The sequence below is a fragment of the Weissella paramesenteroides ATCC 33313 genome (assembly GCF_000160575.1).
Lineage (GTDB): Bacteria > Bacillota > Bacilli > Lactobacillales > Lactobacillaceae > Weissella > Weissella paramesenteroides.
The window spans coordinates 57,569-84,357 of the sequence record NZ_GG697137.1; the positions used below are offsets into that span (position 1 = coordinate 57,569).

At 37.4% G+C, this 26,789-nt stretch carries 28 protein-coding genes; 4 read left to right on the forward strand and 24 right to left on the reverse strand.

Features of this window, described 5'->3' with window-relative positions; all coding sequences use genetic code 11:
• Positions 1-94: 94 nt before the first annotated feature.
• Genes HMPREF0877_RS09565 through HMPREF0877_RS09580 form a run of 4 tightly spaced genes read right to left on the reverse strand, consistent with a single transcriptional unit; the run spans position 95 to position 2,561 of the window.
• The gene (locus HMPREF0877_RS09565; RefSeq protein WP_002829202.1) at positions 95-658 is read right to left on the reverse strand and encodes a DNA-3-methyladenine glycosylase I; all 564 of its coding nucleotides are present in this window, start codon (positions 656-658) and stop codon (positions 95-97) included.
• A gap of 20 nt (positions 659-678) precedes the next feature.
• The gene (locus tag HMPREF0877_RS09570; RefSeq protein ID WP_002829203.1) at positions 679-1,620 is read right to left on the reverse strand and encodes a DUF4097 family beta strand repeat-containing protein; all 942 of its coding nucleotides are present in this window, start codon (positions 1,618-1,620) and stop codon (positions 679-681) included.
• Positions 1,613-2,248 carry a DUF1700 domain-containing protein gene (locus tag HMPREF0877_RS09575; protein ID WP_138075724.1) on the reverse strand — a complete coding sequence of 212 codons (636 nt, stop codon included), beginning with the start codon at positions 2,246-2,248 and terminating at the stop codon, positions 1,613-1,615. Before HMPREF0877_RS09575 ends, HMPREF0877_RS09570 begins: the two co-directional genes overlap by 8 nt.
• Complete coding sequence (locus HMPREF0877_RS09580; RefSeq protein WP_002829205.1) at positions 2,238-2,561, reverse strand: PadR family transcriptional regulator; 324 nt, start codon at positions 2,559-2,561, stop codon at positions 2,238-2,240. The genes HMPREF0877_RS09575 and HMPREF0877_RS09580 overlap by 11 nt, the downstream gene beginning before the upstream one ends.
• A gap of 118 nt (positions 2,562-2,679) precedes the next feature.
• Here HMPREF0877_RS09580 and HMPREF0877_RS09585 point away from each other — a divergent pair, with 118 nt between their 5' ends.
• Both HMPREF0877_RS09585 and HMPREF0877_RS09590 read left to right on the forward strand, forming a co-directional pair.
• A complete protein-coding gene (locus tag HMPREF0877_RS09585) occupies positions 2,680-2,958 on the forward strand; it encodes a PspC domain-containing protein (protein ID WP_002829206.1) in 279 nt (92 codons plus the stop codon).
• Positions 2,959-3,074: 116 nt separating this feature from the next.
• Positions 3,075-3,752, forward strand: a complete 678-nt coding sequence (locus tag HMPREF0877_RS09590) for a DUF554 domain-containing protein (protein ID WP_002829207.1) — start codon at positions 3,075-3,077, stop codon at positions 3,750-3,752.
• Positions 3,753-3,841: 89 nt separating this feature from the next.
• Here HMPREF0877_RS09590 and HMPREF0877_RS09595 read toward each other — a convergent pair whose 3' ends face one another.
• The 13 genes from HMPREF0877_RS09595 to HMPREF0877_RS09655 form a co-directional block, all read right to left on the reverse strand.
• The gene (locus tag HMPREF0877_RS09595; RefSeq protein ID WP_002829208.1) at positions 3,842-4,297 is read right to left on the reverse strand and encodes a threonine/serine exporter family protein; all 456 of its coding nucleotides are present in this window, start codon (positions 4,295-4,297) and stop codon (positions 3,842-3,844) included.
• Entirely contained in the window at positions 4,298-5,065 is a 768-nt protein-coding gene (locus HMPREF0877_RS09600) for a threonine/serine exporter family protein (protein WP_002829209.1), read from the reverse strand.
• Positions 5,066-5,253: 188 nt separating this feature from the next.
• A complete protein-coding gene (locus HMPREF0877_RS09605) occupies positions 5,254-5,529 on the reverse strand; it encodes a hypothetical protein (protein ID WP_040761255.1) in 276 nt (91 codons plus the stop codon).
• A 173-nt stretch (positions 5,530-5,702) separates the two neighbouring features.
• A complete protein-coding gene (locus HMPREF0877_RS09610) occupies positions 5,703-6,611 on the reverse strand; it encodes a phosphatase PAP2 family protein (protein ID WP_002829211.1) in 909 nt (302 codons plus the stop codon).
• A 214-nt stretch (positions 6,612-6,825) separates the two neighbouring features.
• Positions 6,826-7,470: a FusB/FusC family EF-G-binding protein gene (locus tag HMPREF0877_RS09615; protein ID WP_002829212.1), complete on the reverse strand. Its 645-nt coding sequence runs from the start codon at positions 7,468-7,470 to the stop codon at positions 6,826-6,828.
• A 161-nt stretch (positions 7,471-7,631) separates the two neighbouring features.
• Complete coding sequence (locus HMPREF0877_RS09620; RefSeq protein WP_040761236.1) at positions 7,632-9,185, reverse strand: bifunctional metallophosphatase/5'-nucleotidase; 1,554 nt, start codon at positions 9,183-9,185, stop codon at positions 7,632-7,634.
• An 80-nt stretch (positions 9,186-9,265) separates the two neighbouring features.
• Positions 9,266-10,060, reverse strand: coding sequence for a phosphonate ABC transporter, permease protein PhnE (gene phnE, locus HMPREF0877_RS09625; RefSeq protein WP_002829214.1), 795 nt, complete (start codon positions 10,058-10,060; stop codon positions 9,266-9,268).
• Positions 10,060-10,842, reverse strand: coding sequence for a phosphonate ABC transporter, permease protein PhnE (gene phnE / locus HMPREF0877_RS09630; RefSeq protein WP_002829216.1), 783 nt, complete (start codon positions 10,840-10,842; stop codon positions 10,060-10,062). The genes phnE (HMPREF0877_RS09625) and phnE (HMPREF0877_RS09630) overlap by 1 nt, the downstream gene beginning before the upstream one ends.
• A gap of 3 nt (positions 10,843-10,845) precedes the next feature.
• A complete protein-coding gene (gene phnC, locus HMPREF0877_RS09635; protein WP_002829218.1) occupies positions 10,846-11,610 on the reverse strand; it encodes a phosphonate ABC transporter ATP-binding protein in 765 nt (254 codons plus the stop codon).
• A 124-nt stretch (positions 11,611-11,734) separates the two neighbouring features.
• Positions 11,735-12,667: a phosphate/phosphite/phosphonate ABC transporter substrate-binding protein gene (locus tag HMPREF0877_RS09640; protein ID WP_002829220.1), complete on the reverse strand. Its 933-nt coding sequence runs from the start codon at positions 12,665-12,667 to the stop codon at positions 11,735-11,737.
• Positions 12,668-12,903: 236 nt separating this feature from the next.
• Positions 12,904-14,256, reverse strand: coding sequence for an LCP family protein (locus HMPREF0877_RS09645; RefSeq protein WP_040761239.1), 1,353 nt, complete (start codon positions 14,254-14,256; stop codon positions 12,904-12,906).
• 188 nt (positions 14,257-14,444) lie between these two features.
• On the reverse strand, positions 14,445-15,401 hold the full coding sequence (locus HMPREF0877_RS09650) for a thymidylate synthase (protein ID WP_002829222.1): 957 nt from the start codon (positions 15,399-15,401) through the stop codon (positions 14,445-14,447).
• A gap of 20 nt (positions 15,402-15,421) precedes the next feature.
• Positions 15,422-15,895 carry a deaminase gene (locus HMPREF0877_RS09655; protein WP_002829223.1) on the reverse strand — a complete coding sequence of 158 codons (474 nt, stop codon included), beginning with the start codon at positions 15,893-15,895 and terminating at the stop codon, positions 15,422-15,424.
• A gap of 311 nt (positions 15,896-16,206) precedes the next feature.
• Here HMPREF0877_RS09655 and HMPREF0877_RS09660 point away from each other — a divergent pair, with 311 nt between their 5' ends.
• Positions 16,207-16,455: a Veg family protein gene (locus HMPREF0877_RS09660; RefSeq protein ID WP_002829224.1), complete on the forward strand. Its 249-nt coding sequence runs from the start codon at positions 16,207-16,209 to the stop codon at positions 16,453-16,455.
• Positions 16,456-16,510: 55 nt separating this feature from the next.
• Here the strand turns inward: HMPREF0877_RS09660 and HMPREF0877_RS09665 are convergent, their stop codons facing one another.
• From HMPREF0877_RS09665 to metG, 7 genes are all read right to left on the reverse strand, one after another.
• The gene (locus HMPREF0877_RS09665; RefSeq protein WP_002829225.1) at positions 16,511-17,869 is read right to left on the reverse strand and encodes a hemolysin family protein; all 1,359 of its coding nucleotides are present in this window, start codon (positions 17,867-17,869) and stop codon (positions 16,511-16,513) included.
• A 91-nt stretch (positions 17,870-17,960) separates the two neighbouring features.
• Positions 17,961-19,337, reverse strand: coding sequence for a hemolysin family protein (locus tag HMPREF0877_RS09670; RefSeq protein ID WP_002829227.1), 1,377 nt, complete (start codon positions 19,335-19,337; stop codon positions 17,961-17,963).
• Positions 19,338-19,387: 50 nt separating this feature from the next.
• Entirely contained in the window at positions 19,388-20,284 is an 897-nt protein-coding gene (gene rsmA / locus HMPREF0877_RS09675) for a 16S rRNA (adenine(1518)-N(6)/adenine(1519)-N(6))-dimethyltransferase RsmA (RefSeq protein ID WP_002829228.1), read from the reverse strand.
• Entirely contained in the window at positions 20,284-20,841 is a 558-nt protein-coding gene (gene rnmV, locus HMPREF0877_RS09680; protein ID WP_002829229.1) for a ribonuclease M5, read from the reverse strand. The genes rsmA and rnmV overlap by 1 nt, the downstream gene beginning before the upstream one ends.
• Positions 20,842-21,651, reverse strand: coding sequence for a TatD family hydrolase (locus tag HMPREF0877_RS09685; RefSeq protein WP_002829230.1), 810 nt, complete (start codon positions 21,649-21,651; stop codon positions 20,842-20,844). It lies immediately after the preceding gene.
• A 167-nt stretch (positions 21,652-21,818) separates the two neighbouring features.
• A complete protein-coding gene (locus tag HMPREF0877_RS09690; RefSeq protein WP_002829231.1) occupies positions 21,819-23,768 on the reverse strand; it encodes a cation:proton antiporter in 1,950 nt (649 codons plus the stop codon).
• A 93-nt stretch (positions 23,769-23,861) separates the two neighbouring features.
• Positions 23,862-25,865, reverse strand: a complete 2,004-nt coding sequence (gene metG, locus HMPREF0877_RS09695) for a methionine--tRNA ligase (protein WP_002829232.1) — start codon at positions 25,863-25,865, stop codon at positions 23,862-23,864.
• 235 nt (positions 25,866-26,100) lie between these two features.
• Here metG and HMPREF0877_RS09700 point away from each other — a divergent pair, with 235 nt between their 5' ends.
• Positions 26,101-26,697, forward strand: a complete 597-nt coding sequence (locus tag HMPREF0877_RS09700) for a MarR family winged helix-turn-helix transcriptional regulator (RefSeq protein ID WP_040761247.1) — start codon at positions 26,101-26,103, stop codon at positions 26,695-26,697.
• Positions 26,698-26,789: the final 92 nt, after the last annotated feature.

Sequence of the window (26,789 nt, forward strand, 5' to 3'; positions counted from 1 at the left end):
TCTTGTGTTTATGGTCAATGCTATTGTATACCCTTTGGGTAATGGCATTAGAAAAGCACCAGTAATCCCACGTTGCTGGTGCTTTTCATTTGTATTATTTTTTGTGATATGGACATGTCATCTCGTGATCATTAATTAACCCAGCTGCCTGTAGAAAAGAATAGATAGTAACTGGACCCACAAATTTAAGTCCTATTTTTTTCATTGCCTTAGACACAGATGTTGCTAAATCATCTTTTGCTGGTACATCTTGATAGTTGATAACGTGGTGATCAATGGTCTGATTATCGACAAATGACCATAACCATTGATCGAAAGTCTGCCCGCTCTGTTGCAGTGCTAGAATCGCTTGCGCATTATTAATAGTTGCTTGGAGCTTTAATCGATTGCGAATAATGGTTACATCTTGCATTAATTGTTCAATATTTGCTTCCGTATACTGTGCGACTTGTTCTAAATCATAATTTGCAAACGCCTGCCTAAAAGCCTGTCGTTTATGTAAAACGGTTCGCCAACTCAAACCTGCTTGATAAGTTTCTAAGCTTAATAATTCAAATAACTTCTGGTCTCGATGCTCTGGATGCCCCCATTCAGTATCATGATACTGAACCATCAACGCATCTTTTTCATCAACCCATTGGCAACGTTTTGATGTCATCACAAAATCTCCCTACAGTACTATTTAATCGTTATATTACCATCCGAAACATCAACATTAAATTGATTATCAAATGATTGACTGCTATTCAGATAACTATTACCATAATTGGTCCCATACACTTTGACTCGTCCATCCGATGCCTGCATCTGTAGACCAACGTTAGTTAATTCTGAAGCTTTTAATGAACCATCCATAATCGTCATAATATTATGACCTGTAAGTTGACTGTTAACTAGCTTAACACTTCCCTTATTTACCTGAATGGCGCTGGCATCAATCGTCGTTTTTTGTAAAATCGTTTTACTACTATCTGCCGATAACATCAGACGACCAAGTTGTGAATTATTTGTATTGATATTACTATCACTGCTGTTTACTGTCGTCTGATTAGCTTGTAAATTATTCAATGACATCTTTGAATCGTGAGCTGCAACTGACAAATTTTGTAATTGTGTGTTGTTTATTTGGATATCAGCAGCTGTTGCAGTTAGTGTCACACGATTTGCACGTAGGTTTGCAATATTCATGGCACCATACATAGATGATTGTCGATATTCCGTTAATTTTTTATTCTTTGGCACACTAATAATCAATTTTTCTGGCTCATGTTTCCCAAAGCCCACTTCATAACCCTTTTCTTGATTAGGCACATAGCGAATTTTTAGTTGCTTACCATTTCGTTTAACATGTAAAAAATTAGGGTTAGTGATGCGTCCTTTAATTTCAATACTTTGTTGCGTTCCTGTTTGAAAAGTAACCGGCACATTCGCTGTTTCCACATCAATCTTAGTCACTGATTTTACGTAATGATGTACAGATTTAATTTGTGAAACCTCAAAATGGCCATTATGCCAGCCCAAATTATTTTGACCACCATGTGCTAGACCAACAATCATAATGATGACACCAAAAGAAATCACAATGAATCCAGTTAAAACAAATCGAAAACCTTTATGCATGATGTGTTACCTCTTTACCCTTATGTGAGAATCGACGCCCAACATATTTAACAAAACGCATCAATGCTCTAAAGACTGTGCGAATAATGGTCACTCCAACAGGCCAGGCAACAAACTGTAGCCCGACAATAATTAATCCGATACCACCTTGATATAAACCGGTGGCCCAATTGCTTGACAGAATTGCCAAGCCGCCAAAGATTTGAAATAAGCCTGTCAGTAGATAATAAATTAGCGCCACAATCACAATTGCGGCAATACCAATTGTCGCAAACAAACAAATTAAAATTAACAGCATGGCCGGCACCCAAACAATTGATGTCAGTAATCCCTCCAAAACAATGCTAATTAAGTTAAATTCTTGTTTGATCCAGTTTTGGCGATCTTGACGAGTACTTTCATGTTCATATGTATTATGTATATCGTCCTCTTCAAGGCGCAATGAATAGTCGACCAAAATACGACGTGCCAGCTGTTTTGGTGTTCCTAACTCTGAAATTAAACGCTCGCCAGATAACTGCGCATCTGCAGCATATTCCTGATAAAAACGAATAACATCTTCCTGTTCGTCCACTGTCAATTGGCTTAAATAGACTTTAACCTGCGTAAAATAAATACTATTTTCCATTAGCATCTCCCTCTAACATCAAATCATTAATTTTACGACTAAAGTCACGCCACTCATCTTGAATACGTGTCATTTCTTTATAACCCAAGTCGGAGATACTGTAATATCGACGATTACGACCTTCAAAAGGTTCATCATATGTTGTTACCCAATCACGTTTTTTTAAACGACGCAAAACAGGATACATTGTTGACTCTGACACTGCAAAGCGCTCCTGAACTTGTTTTGTCAGTGAGTAACCATATAAATCTTCTTTAGAAAGTAGCGCCAATACCAACCCATCCATTAGGTCACTTGATAATTGCATTGTCATAATTCAACTTCCTTTACAATACTATAAGTCATATAATATAATACAAGTATAGGGAATCGAAACTTGTCTGTAAAGTGTTTTAATTCCCACGATATTCTATGAGAAAGTGAGAAATATTATGGCTAAAGATAAGAAATTAACAAAATCAAATGACCGTGTACTAAGTGGTGTGCTTGGAGGCGTGTCAGAATACTTTGACTTGGATGCTTCACTAGTCCGTTTAATTTTCGCCGCAGCAACAATTTTTACTGGATTCTTCCCATTTGTGTTCATTTACATTGTTGCCGTCGTAATCATGCCCGATTCACCAAATACCCACCAGTATAAGTATCGATTTGATGAAGATGCTGAAGAAAAGCGCCGTGACGTTACTCCTGACGAAGATGACCAAATCTAAAGCAAACTTACTTCAGTTAAATTAAATAATAGCGTTTTAAAGGGATGGGACAATGAGCGTTCCATCCCCTTTATGCTTAAAATGTGTTAATAATTCTTACATCAAGGAGCAAACTTATGTTTGGTACTTTTTTTAATGTGACCATGATTATCCTGGGGAGCCTAATCGGTAGTTTAACCAAAAAATATATTAAACCTACCTATCATACTGTGTTAATGCAATCCATTGGCCTAGCTGCTATTGTGATTGGTATTCACGCAGTCATTAACCCATTAGATCAAAGTACATTACCCGTACTTTTTATCATCAGTTTGGCGATTGGTGGTATTATCGGGACAGCCATTAATATTCAGGATCGATTTGACCAAGCAATTCAAAAATTTACAAACAGCGATCTATCCACTGGACTAGCAACCGCCATTTTACTTTATTGTTTTGGGTCACTCTCTATTTTAGGTCCAATCAAAGCTGCCTTGCAGCATGACTATACTTTCCTGTTGACCAATGGTGGCTTAGACTTTATTACTTCAATTGTCTTAAGTGCAACTTTTGGTCTTGGTATCATGTGGGCTGCTGTCGTTTTATTTTGCTGGCAAGGTGGACTGTATCTCTTAGCGCTACTCTTCCAAACAGCATTGAGCACCACCCTATTAAATGAGCTCACAATTATCGGTGGTATATTGATTTTAGCTTCCGGGTTAAGCGTACTAGAAATCAAAAAGATCAATACACTGAATCTACTACCTGCGTTGTTGGTTCCACCAGTGGTGTTAGCCATCATGCACTTTATTTGATTATAAGTTGAATAATTTTAACGAAAAAGCTAAGCCAAAATTTTTTCTGGCTTAGCTTCTTTTAGTAATTATTTATAAACTAATAGGTTCTACCCCTGACCATTACTGCGACGACGTACAATACCCCGGCGAATACGTCTAAAAATTGCCTCCGCAATTGCAAAGCCAATATCAATTGCCATCGCAATGACCAGTGTTTTGATTAAATTTCGTCCAGCGTTAAGATAATGACCTAACGTAAATTCTTTTAAGCTCGTATAAATAATAATGCCTGGCACAAGTGAAACCAATCCTGGAACATACATCATATTAACAGGTGCTTTGATCAGAATGGCAGACACATTACCCAGTAAACCAATGGTTAGCGCCGCCAAAAAATTTTGTAGAATGAGATTGCCTGTTACTTGAACGGTCAGTAAATAAACTGTCCAGCCACATGCACCAGTTACACCAGCTAGAAATAAGACACGTCGGGGCACATTAGTAATAATGCCGAAACCGACTGTTGATAAAAAACTGAAAATAAATCCTAAGACAAGTTCCACTTATAGGCCTCCCGTCATTATATGGGCAATAAAGCTACCGACAATGGCACCAATTCCGATTGAGCCAGCAATCATAATTGCATCCACACCACGAACAAGACCAGATAAAATGTCACGATCAATAATTTCTCGTAATGAATTTGTTAATGGTACACCAGGCACTAACGGCATCAGCGAACTAATCATAATATTAGCAGCACTATCTGCAATACCAAAATATTGTAATAGAGTTGCTAATAAACTAATAACTAAACCACCAACAATGGCACTTAGATAAGGTGCTGTTGAGTGTGCATTCCCCCACTGTGAAGCAAGATATCCTAAAATACCAACGAAGAATGCCAATGCAAGATCCGTCCAAGAAGCTTTGAATAACAGCATTGGTGCAACTGATACAAAACCGGCGCCAATAATTTTCTGAGTCCATGTAAAATCAATCACCTTATGGTCAATAATATGCACCTTACGTTCTAACTCGTTAAAGTCAATTTCATGAGCAGAAAATTGTCGGGACAGCGTATTTATTTCATCCACCTTTTGCAGATTAAAACTTGAGACATTCGGCTTAACAAGATGGGTTGTTGAGCCACTTTCTGTACTGATAAATATTGCTGTCATTGTGGCATGACAGTTAAGATTGATGCCTGCTGCTTGACCAATATACGCAATTGTTGACTCTACTCGCGTTGTCTCTGCACCACTTTCAAGCAATATTTTTGCAACCAAACCACAAACATCAATGATATTATTCACACGCTTCTCAATCATATTTGTTTCCCCACAAACCCATTTAGTAAATAAATAATATCACATAGAAATCGTATTTTATACCTAGTTTTATTTTCTGAATAACTACGCAAACAAAAAGGGTTAGAACAGTATAAACTATTCCAACCCACTAAAAATTAATTTTATAATATGAAATCAGTAGCAGGATTGCTTTGCAACAAAAACTGTTAATGCCCAAATAACTGAAAGGTATTAACAACTCCCCAAATCCATTGTTTACGTTGCAATTTTGTTAGAAGCTGCCACCCATCCTGTGATAAATGTTGCTGATAAGATAATTGTCGTAAAGCTCTGATTATATCAATCATCTCTTTTTCTTGCGAGCGTTTTTGACGTTGTAAACGATCAGTTGCCTCACTAATTATATACCCTTCATCAACAGTTAATTTTGGATGTTTAACCACAAAGTTTAATAAATATTGTCTGAGATCTTGTCTAAGCATACTATCACCCATATCTGATTGCGATTCTACTTCAACATTGATGTTGATTGTAACGTAATTTCTGTTATTTGTCTGAGTTAACGTATGTTAAACATGAAAATTTTTGTGAGCGCAAAGTTTAGGAAAAAATAGCGCAATTCACGTTACACACCAGCTTCAAGACGACTTTTGTCTCACTCTCCTAACGTTTGTCCCTTAACCACATACTGATAATAAAGAATCCGGAAGATATAAATAATCGTTGCTGTAATGAAGAATGAAGCGACGACATCCCCCATAAAGTGGGCGCCAATGATTACACGCGCAATTCCCATCAGCGCACCGTAAACAATACCAATAACCCACCAAGTTTTTTGTGCCTTACCTTGAAAGAACCAAGAAAGAACAATCAACAATGTTGCCGCCTGGGTATGTCCTGAAGGAAATGACATATGACCATTAACACCATTAATAGTTAACCAATTAGTATAGTTACTTTGACTTTTATTCAACTCATACGGACGCACCCGCCCCCATATTTCTTTTAGACCCAAATTGACTTGCAAAGAAAACCAAACAGTTAATGAGGCAAAAATAGCAATCACTAATAATTGTTTGATTCGCACTAACTTAAGACGATTAAACCAATATTGCAAAGCCAAGGTCAAAATAATAAAAATAATAATCCAGATACCATAAGCCTTACCAACACTGAGCGCCGTTGTCGCACCATCACTATTTGCAAGACCAATTGCTTTATGATGATCACTGTTCGACTGTACCGACAAAAGATAACTTTCAACTTCATTAAGATACTGTTTTAATTGCCAACCCGATAGTGCTAGTCCACCAAATGCCAAAAGACCTTTAAAAAGAGTTGTCTCTTGTACTTTTAATGCATAAGCAACTGCTATTTGTCCACTAACAACAAAAATTAAATACTGTGGAAATTCACCAAAACTCTGAAAAATGGTACCAAATACACTATTATAATTGATAAAAGTATTGCTAATCTGTAAGTCTGCAAATGCTGCAATAAATAAAAGAACAAAACAAACGATGACACTGATTCCAAAAAATTGCTTTTGTCTAGCAACTGACATATAACATACTCCTTTCACATTCAAGAAAACCACCTGTACAAGTCAATCGTAAAATTTTAAGGTAACGAATTAACCGATTTTACGTAAGCGTTGTGTAAAGTTTTCATTGAAACCGTGAATTTAAGTATTTTGAAATTAGCTTCTTCATAAAAATAGAGCCATGAATCTACCCACTTTCTGAGTAGATTCATGGCTCTCCTATAAAAGATCACTTTTACTGTTTTTTAATTGTCGTCACAAATTCATCAAAGTAAGCTCGTTCATGTAAATTACGGTTACACTGTAAGCTATCCACACAAATATAATTGCCCTTCTTTGTATACCGACCATCTCCTCGTCGTTTATTTAACGCCAAGAACATCGACACATTTTCTTCATGATGACAAATAGCGCAATACCCTTTAACAACTGGACTTGAAACATCACCAACAAGTCCCAATAACTGTTCATCCTCGTAATACAAGATATACTTACGTTGCGTTGCAATATCATTCCAAGCAAAGAATGTATAATCACGCCAATCAACCACCGTCAAATCAGGTAACGTTAATTTTTTTGTTTTACGAAAGACCTGTGCAATTTGCTTCTTGTTAGGCGCAACAAATGGTGTAACAAATGGCTTCAGTTCCTGCACCATCTTCTCGGTTGCACGATGACGCAAACGACGATCCATAATATTTGTCAATAATTGATCAATTTCTGGATAATCACCTGGTACTGTTTCATGAATTTCCTCTGCTGCTAATTCTTGCAAAGCAGCAACAGTACTTAAATCATTTACCGATTGATATTGATGCACTAAATTGTACACAATTTCATTGATTTTCATGTATTGATAGGGTTGCATAGTTAATGTCATTTTTTATTTCCTTTCTTTTCTTCCGATCAGAATCATTAGAAAGAAAGTTTCTAGTGATTCAGTTAACAATTGTTAACCGCGTCACTAGAAGATACTAAACGTATCATCTTATCACCTCCTAAGGTCGTCTTAGTTTAACAAACTCCCTTAAAAAAAGCAATTTAGAAGATAACTGTTAAATTCGTTGGTTGCTCAATATGAATTTCAGGGTGAGCCATAATATACTCACCAATTAAATCTGCCGTTTCGCGCTGTACCTCACGAACGACTTTATCTGTCGAAAACATTGGGAAGTTGCCAGCACCACCAGCACGATAATTATTCATGGCAACTTCATAAGTGGCCATCATGTCCAATGGTTGACCATCCTTTTCAATAGCAACTACTCGTTGTCCCATTGGTTGACTAATATCAAAGGTATAATCTATCCCACTCCAAATATCGTAATTATAGTGCTGGACTTTAGGCGTTGTGAATAGTGGATTAATAGTTAGCTGTCCATCATCTGCAACCTTAAAGTATCGGGCATTTACTTCTAAAGCATCTTTAATATCTTGCCCCGTCAATTTTTCAACAACTAGTGTATTAGGAAAAATATAGTTCGTCATGATATCACGTTGTGACACAGCATTTCCTAGACCGCGAACTTCATCATTGAACAATGCCGTATTGGAAATATCCGTATCCGTTGCAGCCATTTGCACCTGATTGACTAATTCAATAAATGGATGATTATGTGCACGTGCTGCAAAGTGATCAACCACCTGCATATTATCACCAACATGACCAACAGGTGTGTCTAACCATTGATCCACCTTTTCTTGCAAAGGTTCGATGATAGCAACAATATCCTCACGTTCTGGAGCATTGCCTGTCGCCAATAATTCTGCTGTTGCTGAAACACATTGATTTGATTCATTAAGTGTTAGGGTCATCAAGCCAACATGATCACCCCGATAGCCTGGTTGAGTCGTTGGCACACCATGAACAACCTCCGCAATTTCACGGTGTTGATGACCTGTTACAAGTGCATCAACTCCTGCTAGTTGTAACAATTGATAACCTTGGTTTTCTGAAGTTACCCGCTCTAAAGGCTGACCAGTTTTTAAATCTTCGGCAAAACCACCATGATAAGCTAACACTAACACATCAACGTGTGGTCGTACTTCTGCAATATACTTTTTAGCAACTGCGACTGGATCTTCAAAAACCAGTCCCTTAATATGTGCTGGTTGTTCCCAATGGGGAATGAATTGGGTTGTTAACCCAATGACACCAATGTTTACACCTTGACGTTCAAAAATTTTATATGGCTCACCCACAAACGGTTGTTGTGTTGTTTCATCCAAAATATTGGCATTTAATAAATTAGGCGTCTCTGAAAATACTTTTTCAATATACTCACGTCCAAAATTAAATTCATGATTTCCCAGAATCCGCACATCGTATTTCACTGTATCGGCTAATTTTTGATAGACGTCCGTCTGATCAGTTGCAACTTTTTCAATATAGTTGGTTAATGGTGACCCTTGGATAAAATCACCATTTTCAATGGTTAACGTAATATTTTCTGATTGTTGCGCCTGCTGTTGATAATCTGAAATAACTGTCGCCGCACGTGATAGTCCCAGTCCATCGTTTAATAAAGGGCGACGAAAATCATCTGCTCGTATATAGCCATGGACATCTGACGTTGACAAAATAGATAGTTGCATTTTGTTCTCCTTATTTATAAATAATAAAAAGGCTGGTACCACATCGTGTGCCAGCCTTCATCATCTCGTATCGTTACTAGTTAGACCAAACGCTTACGTAATTGTCCAGATAAGAAATCTATCACTGTGACCATCACGATAATTCCCAAAAGAATAATACCAACCTTTGACCACTGACGTGTTTGCAAAGCGAAAATCAATGGTGCTCCAATACCACCAGCACCAACAATTCCTAAAATAGCTGCAGAACGAACTGCAATCTCAAATCGGTAAAGTGTATAGTTCATAAACTCTGGCATCACTGCAGGAATAGTTGCTAAAGTTAAGCCATCAAGGGCTGATCCACCCGCAGCAACAATCGCTTCATTCGGTCCACGATCAATATTTTCAATAGCTTCTGAGAATAGCTTCCCCAGCATACCAATCGAGTGGATTGACACGGCCAAAACACCCGCATAAGCACCAGGACCAACAGCCTTAATAAACATAATTGCCAGAACGATTTCTGGGAAGACACGAATAATCGTCAAAATTAGCTTACCAATCGTTGAACGTGGTGTAAAGAATCCCTTCTTTGTTCGTGCTGCCAAAAATGCAAATGGTAACGTCAACACGGCTGAGATAAACGTTCCTAGGAAAGCAATCGCCAATGTTTCAATCAAGGCACTAATCAAATCTTCACCATCACCCGAATAAACGTATGACCAATCTGGATGGAATAGTCCGTGAATAATAGATTTCGTTACCTGCATTGCTTGAGGCTTCACCGTTGACAAAGGAATACCTGAGAAAGCCCAAATAAATAGTAATACCACCAAGGTTGCTATGATCCATGGACCATATTTTTGCCACGGATTTCGTTGAATTTTTTGCATTACGCCAACGCCTCCCGTAATCGATTAGAAATACCGTCGACGATAATAACAACAACCAGAATAGCCAAAATAACCACAGCTGTTCGATCGTAACGGAATAATGACAGTGTCTGATCTAGGTACAAACCAACACCACCAGCTCCCAGGTAACCTAATACGGTTGATGCTCGCACATTGATTTCCAATGTGTACAGGAAGTAACTTAAGAATTGATTCATAACTTGTGGAATCACCGCAAAAACAATTTTCTGAATACCGTTCGCACCAACAGATGTTAAAGCTTCAATCGGTCCATCATCAATTGTTTCAATTGCTTCATAGAACAACTTAGAGATCATACCAAAACTAAAAATAGTTAACGCACCAACTCCGGCCATCGGACCGATACCAACGATAGCTACGAAGACCGCTGCTAAAAGTAAATCTGGTAATGCACGTACTAAATTCAAAAAGAAACGAATAATACCACGTAAATATGTGTTTTTTACAATATTTCGTGCTGCTAACAAGCTAAAAGGCACTGCAATGATTGTTCCCAACAATGTACCAACTAGCGCCATTTGAATGGTTTCAGCAATAGGGGTAATAATTGCCGAAACAAATGTCCAATCTGGGTGCATCATCCGCAACAATAAATCCCAGAATTGATCCCAACTAAAGTTTGCAGTCGCACCAGTATTATAACCCGATCCAATAAAAATTAAGACAAATAGGAGGACAGACAAAATGCCCTTAACATGCCACTTTTCACTGAATTGGCGTTCAGGTAAAGTTGCGTTCATATCCTACTCCTCATCTCCAGTTTCAGCATAAATACCATCAAAGTCGTCGGCATTCACTTCAGCAATGGGTTTATCGTAAACTAATTTACCGCCACGTAATCCAACAATACGTGTTGCATATGCCATCGCTAACTCCACACTGTGCAAATTAACAACCACGGTCATCCCCATGTCGTTCAAATGTTGCAAGTCATCCATAACCATCTTGGTTGTTTTTGGATCAAGTGAAGCAATGGGTTCATCGGCCAAAACAATGTTTGGTGATTGCATCATTGAACGAGCAATTGCCACACGTTGTTGTTGTCCACCTGATAATTCATCAGCACGTGTGTAATATTTGTCTAACATATTCACACGATCCAAATTAGCAGCAGCCTTTTCTTTATCTTCTTTTGAAAATAAACCAAATGTACTTCTAAACGTTGAATAATAACCAACTCGACCTGCCAAAACATTACGAGCAACTGTTGCACGTTTCACCAAATTGAAGTTTTGGAATATCATCGCAATATTACGTCGTTGCTGACGTAATTCTTTACCCTTTGCCTTAGTAATATCCACACCATCAAGTAAAATTTCCCCTTCGCTTACATCATGTAAACGATTAATTGCTCTTAATAAGGTACTTTTACCCGCACCAGATAAACCAACAATCACCACAAACTCACCTGATTGTATATCTAAGTTGATATGATCTAAACCAATCGTTCCATTAGGATAAATCTTTGAAACATCATTAACTTTTATGGTGCCTACACCATTGCCCATACTTCTGCCATCCAATCCTATATAGCTCTACAAATAATATATTTTTCAAATATGTACAAAGCGAGACTCGCCATAGCATTATTGTATGACAAGCCTCACTTTCAGAAATGCTGTTATAAACAGATTACTTAATATTTTCAACCTGGCCTTGGTACTTACGAACAGTATCAAAGTTTGAATCCTTTGACTTTGTTACACCAGCCCAGCTATAAACATCATTCAAGACCTTCTTACCCTTTTCAGTCTTTGAAACCTTGATCATAGCATTTTGGATAGTCTTTGCATCAGCCTTTGAGATACCCTTACGCAAAGTAATCGTATCGTTAGGAATCTTAGCCGTGTACTTTAGAACACGTGTATCCTTAAAGACATCAGGATTATCCTTCTTAACTAGGTTACGGGCGTCATCAAAGATGAAAGCAGCATCCGTGTCACCGTTGACAACTGAAATAACTCCTTGATCATGACCCTTAACAGTCACAAGCTTAGAATTTTTGATAACATTCATGCCCTTCTTGTTCAAATCAACAACTGGGAAGATATAACCAGCATCAGAAGTTGGGTTTTGAACAGCAATCTTCTTACCCTTCAAATCCTTAACATTCTTAATACCTGAGTCCTTCTTAACAACAACCAATGCACGGTAGTAATCAACTAGCTTATCTGTATTAGAACCATCATTCTTCTTATCGTTAATACCATAACGTTGTGATTGTAAGATAACTTTAGCACCATATTGCTTGTGGGCTTGTACGTATGGGTCAGGTGGTAAGAATCCCATATCCACCTTTCCTGAACCCATTGCCTCAACAACTGTGTTGTAATCAGTTGAAATTGTTACGTGTACTGGAATACCCAGTTGCTTCTTTAACAATTTCTCCAATGGCTTTGCCTTTGCTTGAATTGTATCTGCTTGAGATGATGGTACGAATTGTACATTCAACTCTTTCAAATCAACCTTCTTTGATGCTGCATCTGCTGATAGTGCTGGTACAGCTGATACTACTGTCGTTGCCAACATTGCAACAGTGGCTCCCGCAACAAGTCTCTTAAACATGCCCTATGTGCTCCTTAATTTTTTGTCTTGTATACCCGTGTATACGATTTCTTAAAGGTTACTTAAACAATAACAACGAACGATAAAAATGTCAACACTTAAATTGTTCAGTTATATTTAAAAATAAAAGCAAAAATTGGATAGTACCAATTTATTGTTCGCATTTTTATGCAAAAATTATACAAAAAAAAAGCAGTAAACGACATTCGTTTACTACTTTCAATAACTTTAAAATTCTAATAACCTGCACCGGCACCAGCTCCGCCGCCACCATAATAATCAGTACCTGTACCAGTTGTCCCAGTACCACCATACGTACTATCTGTTGTCCCGTAAGTACTATCTGTCGATGTCGTACCATACGTGCTATCAGTTGACGTTGATGAAGAATTACTATCTGATGGCAATCCATTAGCTGCCAATGTTGATTCAGAAACGTTACCCCCGTAAAGTGTCCCCGTTTTCTTATGCTTCAACCCTAACGAAGAACGCAAAACATTCGTTACGCGTTGTTTCTCACTTTGCGTAATTAACTCTGAAGAACCAGAAGTTAATGACACTGATGTTCCTTGCGCATGATCTGTCTTAATTGTTTTCGCAGCACCCAAGTACTTTGAAGCAGCCGTCAACATATCACCAAAGGTCAAATCAGTCTTTGTAGAGTCAGAAATTGTACTCAAAAACTTTTGATTAATTAACTTAGTTGGATTACTCTTTGCCTTATCAACAATCGCTTGCAAAACCAAACGTTGCCGAGCTTGACGTCCATAATCACCTTGTGGGTCATCATAACGCATACGAGAAAATGCTAGTGCAGCAGCCCCATCCATTTTCGTGTATGTTTTCGTAGAACCATTCTTATTCAACGTATAAGTAGATGAACCCTTGGTAAAGTTATAAATGATATCACCATTATCATGAGCAGTATATGGGTTATATCCGAACGTTAATGGTGACTTTACTTGCACACCACCTAATTGATCAATAACCTTCTCTAACCCATTCATATTAACTAATGCATAGTAATCAATGGGAACATTTAACCACTTTTGAATTGTTTGGATCGTTGTTTTAGCTGATCCATATTCATATGCTGAATTTAGTTTTTGTGGGAATTGATCTTCATATCCTACTGGCGCAATTACCGAATCACGAGGTAGTGACATAATCGTCACTTTTTCTTTTTTCGGATTAACTGTAACTAACATTAATGAGTCAGTACGCCCTTTATAAGTTCGATCTAATTCTCCAGTATCAGTCCCTAATAATAGAATTGAAAATGGCTTACCATTTTTAATAACATTTGAGACATTTCGTTCTTTAGTTAGGCCAGTTCCTTGAAAGGAGTTATCAACCGCATTTTTTGTATTATTATAAGCGATACCAAACATTGCACCGACTGCCAGAACAATTAATGCGATTACAAACAGAATAGCATTACGAATGGTGTGGTGTTTCCGCGGACCTTTTCCGCCACCGCCTGGCAGCGAATCCTTATGTTCGCGTGGTCCACCTTCACGTTTTTTACGCTTATTCTGTTTATTTTCAGCTTCACGACGAGCCGATCGAGTTTGTGGCTCATTATCCATGAGCATCTCCTCTCTTAACTTCAATAATTGATTATTCACACAATGACTTTGTTCAAGAATTAATCTTTTTGATTTTATAAAAGATTTCTTTGACAAAGCTTATAGTAACTTATATATCTTACCATAATTTGAAATCTAACATGTATAATCGTTAATCAAAATTAAGCAGTTTGTGATAATTTATACCACTAAACGGCTACGGGTGCCTTAATACTAGCATGTGGATTGTAATTATTAATCTTAATATCAGCCATTGTATACTCTGCAATGTCCTTAACATCTGGATTTAACGTGATAGTAGGCAATTCACGCATTTCACGTTGTAATTGTTCTGTCACTTGCTCAATATGGTTTGAATAAATATGAGTATCTCCAAAGGTATGCACAAATTTGCCTGGCTCTAAACCAGTCTGAGCGGCAACCATGTGTAATAACAATGAATATGAAGCAATGTTAAATGGCACACCTAAGAAAACATCGGCTGAACGTTGATACAATTGTAGACTTAACTTACCATCTGCCACATAAAATTGAAATAAAGTGTGGCATGGTGGTAAGGCTTGTGTTGGCACATCTTCCGGATTCCAGGCTGTTACGATTAAACGACGTGAATTTGGATTCGTCTTTATTTGGTCGATTACATCTTTAATTTGGTCGATAAAACCACCTTGAACACGTCGCCAATGCCGCCATTGCGCACCGTAAACATCTCCCAACTCGCCATACTTTTGTGCGAATTCATCATCATTTAGAATACGATCGACAAATATTGCATGTTGTTCATCATATTGTGCTTTAAATGCATCATCTACTAGGGAACGACGACCAAAATCAGTCATATCCGGACCATCATACTCTGCTGATTCAATCCAATTTTTAAAAGCCCACTCATCCCAAATATGATTCTTATGCTCCAATAAAAACTTGATATTCGTATCACCCCGTAAGAACCACAATAACTCACTTTTAATCAAGCCAAATGGTACGCGTTTTGTTGTTAATAACGGAAAACCTTCACTCATATCAAAACGTAATTGGCGACCAAAAACTGACCGTGTACCGGTCCCTGTACGATCTCCTTTAACAGCACCATTATCGAGTATATCTTGTGCCAAATCTAAATATCCTTGTTCGTTTTTACTCATATTAGTTTATACAACCTTTCTTATAGATAAGCATCAAAATCAATTTTTTGTAAATCTGCTGATGTCACGTTAATTTGTTCAATTGCCACATTTTTAGTTTGTAGTAATTCTGCTACAAAATCATCATTATGATAATTTCGTAAGTAATTAATTTTTTTAATACCTGCTTGCAACAAAAGTTTTGTGCAATGTACACACGGAAAATCTGTCACAAAAACTTGTGCACCATCAGCACTTATTCCCATTTTAGCAAGTTGCATCAATGCATTTTGCTCGGCATGTACCGCGCGAATACAATGCCCGTCAACAACTAAATCGCCAACTTCTGTACAGTGTGGTGTCCCTGATACTGATCCATTATAGCCACTGGCAATTATCCGACCGTCTTTCACTACGACAGCACCAACGTGTAGACGTGTACAGGTACTGCGTGCAGCCAGCATAATGGCCTGTAGCATAAAATATTTTTCCCAAGCTATTCGTTCATCCGCCATTTTAAAGAACCTTCTTGTTTGTCTTAGTTGTTCCTAATCTTAGCAAGGATAGAACTGAAATAAAAGTCCTAAAATTTTTCAAGTAAGTAAAAAACCTCTACACAATGAAGTGCCACAACCTAAAATTAATTTTTATCAAACTTTCTTATCTAAGTCTATAAATTGATAGAATTTCATTGTTCCAAATGTCTAACATATACCTGATTGATTTTAAATTTCATTTATGTTAAAATTAGACTAACTTTGGTTTATCTAATTTTAGATAATATTCACGCAGCGATTTCATTTGTCGCTGGCTATGGGGGTGCCCCATGAGAGGAGTTCTTATGCCTGCAGCATTAGCAGAAATTAAGCAACAATTAGATGCACACATCGGTGAACAAATTACTTTGACAACCCATGAAAGTCGTCACCGCACCATTGAACACCAAGCAATCGTTCGAGATACCTTCCGTTCAGTTTTCGTCCTTGATTTAGAGCAAGACGGTCACGAATTTGATCGCGCTTCATTTAGTTACACTGATATTTTAACTGAAAACATTGAAATTGCTTTTGCATAATATTGAAAAAGCGTTAACCATACTGAAATCATCATTATGGTTAACGCCTTTTTATTTATTCTGTTAATTCAGTATCTTTTTTAGCTAAACGAACAATTTCAAATTCGTTAATATATGCTGCTTCATAATCCAGCGGTGTAATCTCAAAGTTCTCTAGTCGCACTGTATCCCCAGCTCTGGTCTCTGGGAATTGTTCAATGATAAATCCTGTCAATGTTACCATATCTGATTTATCAAAGGCCCGAATATCTGTTTTAAAATAACGTTCAAAATCATAAACTGTCATTTTTCCAGATACTTTATAATGCATTTGTTGTTTATCATCAGATCCTAGCTTTTCAACTAAATCATCAACAACCCAATCAACTTCATCACGAACCGAGCCAAATAACTCTTCGTAGATATCCTTATCAGTCACAATTCCCGATGTACCACCATACTCATCCTTAACGACAATCATCGGTGTTCGTTTTGAAATCATCAACTTCAAAACATCTTGAATTGGCATGTTTTCAGGTACATTCGGCATATTACGGATAATTTTACGAACAGGCGCCTGACGATCAACTTCTGCCTGACGCATAATATCATAATTAAAAACATAACCTAAAATCTTGTCTTTATCACCATCCGCTACGACTGGAAAACGTGAATGTTTCGTTTCAAAATATGCGTGCAAAGCATCATCAATATTATCTTGAACATCTACAACGAATAATTGGGTACGATCGATCATAATATCATTGACCACTTTATCATTCATTTCAAAGGCACGTTCCATAAAGACATAGTCTTCATCTTGTAACTGTCCAAGCCGTGCTGCATTACGTGACAAGCTCAGAATTTCCGCTTCTGAATAGACTTCGTTTTCTTCAGAAGCCGTACGTAGTCCCATCAAGTGAGTGACACCAGTTGCTGATTTATTTAATAGCCAAACAAATGGATAGAAAATCACATGGAAAAACCGTAAGGGTCCGGAAACAAACAATGCAACCTTGACAGGAAATTCAATTGATACATTTTTTGGTACTAATTCAGTCAACACCACTTCGATGTAGGTTAACAAAATCAATGCCACAATTGATGCAATCGCTGCTGCACTAGGCCCGGTCATTTCTTTTAACACACCACCGATAAGTAATAAGTGGGCAATGGTTTCTTCACCCATCCAACCTAATACCAAACCAGTAACCGTAATACCAACCTGGGTTGTTGACAAATACTCATTTAAATTATCAATCATGTGAATCGTGGCTGCAATTTTACGCGATGGTCTTTCACGTGCCTCTTGTAACTCCACTAATGCGCTACGCCGAACTTTTACTAAAGCAAATTCTGCCGAAACACATAATGCTGCGAACATTAACACTAAGATTATCACAATAATTGATAGGATTAATCTTCCTTCACTCAAATTAATTTCCTACTTTCGAATATAGTTGTTTATAAGGCAAATTATAGCAAAAAACACCCGACATTTATCGAGCGTTTCATGAATTAGTCAATTAAGCACGTACTGACTTTTCATTGACTTCTTCTGCATCTTCCTCTTGCTCAATTGGCAGTGCCACAACTTCGAATTCTTCAATATAAGCATCTTTAAAATCTAGTGCCGTTATCTCAAAGTTTGCAATGCGAATACCTTGACCAACTTGGAAGTTTGGATGTTCATCTAACACATATCCTGTCAAAGTAACTTTTTCTGAGTTTTCGAAAGATTGAATTTCTGTTTTAAAGAAACGCTCAAAATCGTATAGCGTCATTTTACCAGATACTTTGTAATGCATGTTGCCTGCCGCATCAGACCCTAGCTTTTCAACCAAGTCATCGGCAACATCATCCACCTCATCACGAACCGAACCAAACAGTTCTTCATAAATATCTTTATCAGTAACAATTCCTGACGTACCACCGAACTCATCCTTTACAACGACGATAGGTGCACGATGTTCAATCATTTCTTGTAAAACTTCTGTGATTGGTTGCGTTTCAGAGACAACCGGTAAATTACGCAAAACAGTTCTAATAGAAGCTTCTGGACTAATACGTCCTTGACGTACTAAATCATATGAAAAGACATAGCCAAGAATCTTATCCTTATCATTGTCAGCAACTACCGGCATTCTCGAAAACTTTTCTTCCAAGTACAAATTCAAAGCATCTGAAATAGAATCCGTCACATTAACAACCGTTAATTGTGTTCGATCAATCATAATATCAATTGCTTCTTTATCATTCATCGCAAAGGCACGCTTCATGAAAGTCAAGTCTTCTTCATCAAGTTCACCTGCGTCGGCAGCATCTCTTGATAATGATAGAATCTCGGCTTCTGAATAAATGTCTTCATCAGGATGGGTACTGAATCCCAAAATCTTGGTAAAAAATGCAGCTGCACGATCAAATAACCAAATTAATGGATATAGAATAACGTGGAAAAACATCACAGGACGTACAATTGCTAGCAACATCTTGACTGGTTGATCAATCGCAATGTTCTTGGGAACCAAATCCGTAAACACCGCGTGTATGAACGTAAAAATCAAAATGGCAGCCACAGATGACACACTGTGGGCAATCGCAGCTGGCAATATTTCTGCATTAATAATAAGTGTGGCAATAAAATCTTCACCCAACCAACCTAAAATCAATGACGTCAATGTAATGCCGACCTGAGCAGTTGATAGATACTCTGATAAATGATCCAACATGTTCAATGCATGAGAAATCTTACCTGAAGGTTTCTCACGTGCTTCTTGCATCGCACGCAAAGAACTTGGACGCACTTTAACTAAAGAATACTCCGTTAAAGTGAACAAAACAGCTAACAGCAAAATAATTATAATAATCACTAAGTTAGTGATAATAGACGGACCGGAATCCATGATATACCTTCTTTCAAAATTAGTTCTAGTTATGATTATACCAAACAGCGCTACTTGCTGTACACACCTGTTTTTACTAAAGCATTGTGTAAATCAATAAATTTTTCTAATGACAATTTTTCGGCCCTAATTCTTGGATCTAAATCAATATCAGCTAGTGCTGCTGTTAATTTCGCCTTCATCGCATCATCCTTACCAAAAGCTGTAATCAAATTATTCCACAGTGTCTTTCGACGCATTGTAAATCCGATTTTGAACAAATTAAATAGTTGCTTTTCATTATGTGGCAAGACTTTTAATGGTTCACGTGGTGTCAAAGAGATAATTGCGGAATCTACATTTGGATTAGGGACAAATGCCGTTCGTGAGACCGTAAATGCTAGTGTTGCATTCATACGATATTGCACCGCCAAAGTTAGCGCACCATAGTCCTTTGTTCCGACTTCAGCCGACAATCGACTAGCCACTTCCTTTTGCATCATCACCACAATATTTGCAAACTTTACATCTGACTGTAGTACCTGCATCAAAATTGGTGTTGTAATGTAATAAGGTAAGTTCGCAACAAGCTTTAATGGCGCCTCAGGATCAGTAAAATGTTCTTTGATCGCTTGTTCTAAATCAACCGTTAAAATATCTTGGTTGACCACTGTCACGTTATCATATGGTGCCATTGTATGTTCCAAAACCGGAATTAAACGATCATCAATTTCAAATGCGACAACTTGTTTAGCTGCCCGCGCTAATTGTTCGGTTAAAGCCCCAATTCCTGGTCCAATTTCAATAACATTGTCCGTTGGTTGTACATTCCCAGCTGCAACAATGTTTTTTAGTATATTAATGTCTGTCAAAAAATTTTGACCTAAAGACTTTTTTGTATTAATACCAAAACTATTCATAATGGCTTGCGTCCGCATTGGCGTCGCAATATCTGGTACATCTGTCATTAATCTTCCTCATCTAATTCTTTCAGAACCTCTAACAAAGTTTGCTTTTTAATACCAAACATTGTTAATCGATTCATTAATTGTTTACCATTAACGTATCCTAGGCCCATTTTCTCAGCTACATGCTCACGTCGCTTGGCAGATTCACGACCGGCAATCAATCCTAAATGGCGTAAGTCTGATAACGTAATGTCAGATGTTACAGCAGCAGTCTCAGCAGTATAAACTGATTTTAGCGCTGTGCGTAAAGTCTCGGGTGTGGCATATTCAATGCCAAGACTATGGTGCTTAATCAAGCGTCCTGCTTCATCTTTGGTCAAAAAAGCATGTTTTGCTTCAGGAACAGATTTACTAATTAATTTTCTTAAACGCTCCCCATTAAAATCGGGATCAGTAAATATAATTACGCCTCTCGTCGCTGCCGCTTGCTTGATTGCTGCCACCATCTGCTCATTTAATGCAGACCCATTCGTCTCAATCGTATCAGCAACAACGGCATGTCGAAGTGCTTCCGTATCTGCACGTCCTTCTACGACAATAACTTCTCTAATTTTCATCTACTTTTGATCTAAATGCCATAAGCGATGGGCATTATTTGTCGTAATTTCAGCAATTTCATCGTAACTTTTGCCTAATAGCTCAGCAATATATGCAATTGTATAATGTACATACATTGGTTCATTAGGTTTACCACGCATAGGCGTTGGTGCCAAATATGGCGCATCTGTTTCTACTAATAATCTATCCAAGGGTACTGATTTAACTGTCTCTTGGACATCCTTAGCATTCTTAAATGTTGCAATCCCCGAGAATGAAATATACATGCCTAAATCAATAAACTGTTTTGCTTCCTCTGGTGTTCCCGTAAATGAATGCATAACGCCACCAAATTCTTCAACATGCGCCTCTGTTAATAAGTTGTACGTATCATTCATTGCGCTACGCGTATGAACCGTCGCCGGTAGTTTAAATTCACGTGCCAAGGCTAATTGTTGACGGAAAGCTTCTTTTTGACTAGCTGCTGATGGATTTTCATCCCAATAGTAATCCAAACCCGTTTCACCAACACCGATAACTTGATCATCTTGTAATTGTTCGCGATAAATAGCTAATGTGTCATCATTAATTTCTGAAATATCTTCAGGTTGCCATCCAATAATTGCATGCATACCCTTAAATTCACGAGCTAATTGAAGTGCACGTTCATTTGATTGCATATCATAGCCCACAATATTCATTTCGACAATTCGGAATTCACGTGCACGTGCCCAGTAAGCAGCAACATCGTGCCAGAATGTATCATCATTCAAATGTGTATGTGTATCATAGCCATCTGCTGGCTGATTACCAGAATTATAAATTGCCATTTCGACTCCTCTATATCATTACTTATTTTTTCTTCATTTTTTTAATGCTAGACCTTTATTATTCTAGCAAATGTCTTTTAAAAATACCAAAAAGCTCACTCATACCAGTATATTAAGCATAACACGACAGCCAATCCCACAACATAGGAATTTCGGTTTTTATCCATCTATTCTTCGACACTATTTGCTAATGTAATTGCTTCCGCATTAATCACTTCATCGTACAATGTTTTTAGCAAACTTGGATTACTATCGCCACTTGCACGTTGTTCTTGGATATAAGTTAATTCAGCTTGAAAGGCTTCCAACAAAATACGTTGTTGGTCTGATGAATTTGATTTTTGATTTTGTAGCATTGCTTGTTGTTGTGTATAAGCATTTCGTAAAGCAATCAATTGTCGTGGATTATCTGTCTCCTTTGGTAGCTGCTGTATATAATCCGTCATTGCGGTATTCATAATGTTGATTACTTCTTCCACAGCTTGACTATGGCTATACGCTCTTAGTTTTTGATTATTGATTGATTTATGGATAAACAATCGTTTAATAAGCCCTTGCCAAATTTTGAACCGATGCTTACCAATTTTTCCAAATCCATTCTGTAATGATTGCATACGGTTATACAACATGAGCGCCTGATCTGAAACCGCACTATTTTCAGTGGCTTTTGCCATTGCATTATCTGCAACTTCAAACAACGTACGATACGCTTGCTTGCGTTCAGATTTATTTATTTGTAAGTCGCTATAGCCAAGCTGATCTTGCAATTGTTTCATAACTTCATGCTTTGTGTTTTGAGACGTCTCAACATCACTAACATAGGCAATGGCCACATTCACCATGCTTGTATGTACCTGAACATATGCAGATTCTTCAAAAGAAGGTGCTGATCGTTTTAGTAATTTAGGTAACAGAATTACCGGCACTAGTAAACTCAAAATGATGACAGTCGATGCAACCAATAACAAGTCGTTTCTTTCCGTAAAAGCAACACCATGACTTAATGTAAATGGTAATGAGAACGCCATTGACATTGTAACCGCTCCATGGACGCCACCAATAGCAAATACAAAACTATCCATTTTTGTATTTGGATCATTACTACGACGATCACTATAACGTCGCGCAAGGTATCTAAACACCGTCATAACGATATATAGCGCTAACCCCATACCAATCAGTGTCAGCCATGTTCTAACTGGTTGTAGAATATACTCTTTTGCAACCTTAACCAATGATGTACCAAGCAATACGAACACTAAGCCGTTTAAGAGTTGTGCAATAATATCTGTTAGTTGCAGCGTTAAATGATTTAATTTTGGCGCCATAAACTGTGTTTGTTGCTGTTCAATATTAGACATCACACCCATCACAACAACAGCAATAATTCCTGAGACGCCCAAAACATGTTCTGAAATCCCAAAAACGATGATTGGTGCAATAAAGTATATTAAAACATGTGCAACTGTATCGTCAAACTCACCTTTTAATAAGTGTTGACGAAGATATATATAAATAAATCCAGCAACGCCACCCGCAACAACACCACCTATTGCAACAATCAAGAATTGACCAAATCCGTGTACGAAAGAAAATTTTCCTGTATTCATCCACAAAATAGCTAACTCTAAAATAACCAAACCAGTGGCATCATTAAACAAAGATTCCAAACTTAGCGATCTTTTGATATTCTTTGGCATGTCCAATCCGTTTGTAACTGATTCAAGAGCGGTTGCATCAGTTGGCGTAACGATTGCTGCCAACGCTAACGCAAACGGCAAAGCCCAACCAATTGCAAAATGACCAAAAGTCATTAAAACCACAACCGTTAAGACCGCCAAGACACCTGCTAATTCAATAATCGAACGAAAATGCTTCGAAATTAACTTTGCTTGTGTTCGCTGTCCTTCATAAAACAATAGTGGTGCAATGACTAACATCATAAACCACTCAGGATCTAACATAATCACAAATTTATTGATCACTGGCAAACTAGCTAATAAAATACCGCCAATAATTTGCCAGAGAGCTTGGGGCATTTTTGGAAATGCTTGTGTTAAAAAATTAGCGATAATAATCGTTAAACATACATAGGCTAATGCATAAAATGTCGCCATAACAATCTCCTCCTCGGATTTGGTAGACCGTTTTAATAAAAAAGGATTGAGAAAATTCCCCAATCCTTTAAACCATTCAATAGATATAAATAATTATCCTAATTCTGAACCAGCTGCAATCTCATCCGGCAAAATTGATAAGGTTACCTTACCATCTTTTTCTGCGGAAAGTAACATTCCTTCAGATAACTCACCCATCATCTTACGTGGTTTTAGGTTAGCAACATAAGCAACTTTCTTACCAACTAATTCCCCATATTCTGGATAGAATTTTTTAATTCCAGATAGGATTGTTCGCCCATCAGCTGAACCATCATCCAACTTAAAGCGTAATAGCTTGTTAGATTTTTCAACTTCTGAGACTTCTTTGATTTCAGCAACACGTAACTCAACCTTATCAAAGTCATCAAATACAATCTCGTCCTTGGTTGTTATCTTCTTTGGTGCCTTTGGATTAGTGCTTGAGCGTGTTTGCTTGCCACCGTTACCTGTCATATTGTTACGAATGTATTCAACTTCAGCCTCAACATCAACACGTGGGAAAATAGGCTGACCTTTTTCAACAACCTTGCCACCCGTAGGCAAATCTTCAAATTGTAATTCAGAAATCTGTACATTAGAATCCTGCAAACCTAATTGTTGGAAAATCTTTTGTGGTGCCTGTGTCAAAATTGGTTGTAATAGGATAGCAACAACACGAAGCGCAGCAGCTAAGTGTGCCATAACTGATGCCAAAACATCTGCTTGGCTGTCATCCTTGGCTAAGGTCCATGGTGTTGTTTCATCAATGTACTTATTAGCACGTGAAATAAGTTGCCAGATTGCTGCCAAAGCATCTGCAGTATGCATTGATTGCATGTTAGCATTATAAGTTGCAATTGTGTCTTGGGCTGTTTGTACTAATTCACGATCAAAATCAGTCAATCCTGTATTTAGCTCAGGAATGACACCATCTTCATATTTATTAATCATCGCAACCGTACGATTTAGCAAATTACCCAAATCATTTGCTAAGTCATAGTTTAACTTTGAGACAAAGTCTTCTGGTGTAAAGATACCATCATTTCCAAATGGCATTGCACGAAGCAAATAGTAACGAACAGCATCAATACCATAGCGGTCAGCCAATGTATCTGGATAAACCACATTTCCCTTAGACTTTGACATCTTACCATCACGCATCGTCAACCAACCGTGACCCACGATGGTTTCTGGTAATTCTAAGCCTAATGCATGTAGCATAATTGGCCAGTAAATTGTGTGGAAACGAACGATTTCTTTACCAACTAGATGCACATTAGCTGGCCAATACTTATCAAACATAGTGGTGTCGTCAGACATATAACCTAACTTAGTAATGTAGTTAGATAATGCATCAATCCACACATAAACCACATGATCTGGATCTGATGCTACTGGAACACCCCACTTAAATGCTGTACGTGTCACAGCTAGGTCTTCCAAACCGGGTTCAATAAAATTCTTGATCATTTCATTCATACGAGCAGAAGGTTGAATAAAGTTAGGGTGTGTCTTGTAGTAATCAAGTAGCCAATCAGCATACTTGCTCATATTGAAGAAGTATGATTCTTCCTTTACTAACTCAACTTCATGACCAGAAGGTGCTTTCCCACCAATCACATTACCATCATCATCACGATATACTTCAGCTAATTGTGACTCTGTAAAATACTCTTCATCATCAACTGAGTACCAACCTTCATATTGACCTTTGTAGATATCACCTTGATCCAAAAACTTCTGGAAAATCTTTTGAACTGCTTTTTCATGATAATCATCAGTTGTTCGGATAAATCCATCGTTACTGATTTCCAAATCAGACCATAATTTTTGAATATCTGCGGCCATCTGATCTACATATTCTTTTGGTGAAATATTTAGCTTTTCTGCTTTTTGCTCAATCTTTAGCCCGTGTTCATCAGTTCCTGTTAGGAAATATACATCTTCATTTAACAAGCGGTGGTAACGTGCTGCTGCATCAGCAAGTACTGTCGTGTATGTATTACCAATATGCAATTTACCAGATGGATAGTAGATTGGTGTCGTAATGTAAAAAGTCTTTTTCTCTTCTGCCATGTTCTGTTTTACCTCCCACCTTACAAATGAGTAAGGTGTTAATTTAGTATCTATATTGTTTGTCTGACAATAATTATAGCAAAGTTTAGAACTTCTCGCTGAAAAATCAAATTCGAAATTAAATTGTTTATTAATAGTTAGTTTAATATTTGACAATCTAACTAACTTGTTTTATTATTTAGTTAGTTAATATATTAGCGAACTAAATAATAAAACACACTCAATGGAGGATATTATGAAAAAAGAAACTATTATCAAAAATATTTTGACGATTGCTCATCAACCATATGTTGTCTTTTCTACAAAAATAGATACACGAAATGATAAGTCAATCGAAACATTAAAAATTTTATCAACTACTGAGAACATAACTGCAAGTTACCTATCAGAAAAATTTGATATCAAACCCTCAAGTGTCTCACAGATCGTTAAGAAATTGGAGGACAGTGGTATGGTTACGCGTGAAAAATCTGGCACGGATTCCCGAATCAATTATTTAAAACTAACTGATAAAGGACGTGAAAGTTTAATCGAAAGTGATGCAACTGGACAATCATTGCAAGATGCCTTGTTTAAAGACTTCACTGATGATGAACTGACGAATTTTGATAGTTATCTTACAAGATTAATAGATAATATTTCAAATGACGACTTTAAAAAGCAACTACATGATGTATTTAGTGATGATGAACGTTGGAATCACTTCGATAGAATGAGCGCCCGTTTTGAACGTGAGCGTTCACGCATGTTGGATGCAGAACATGCCCACCGTCATGGACATCCACATCATTTTCATGGTGGATTTGGTGATGGCCAACGACCACATTTTTAATGTTAGTCTATTAATATAAATTTACGAGAAGAGGCTGGGACGGATGTTGTCTCAGCCTCTAATTTTTGTGCTAAAAACGTATTAATTCATAC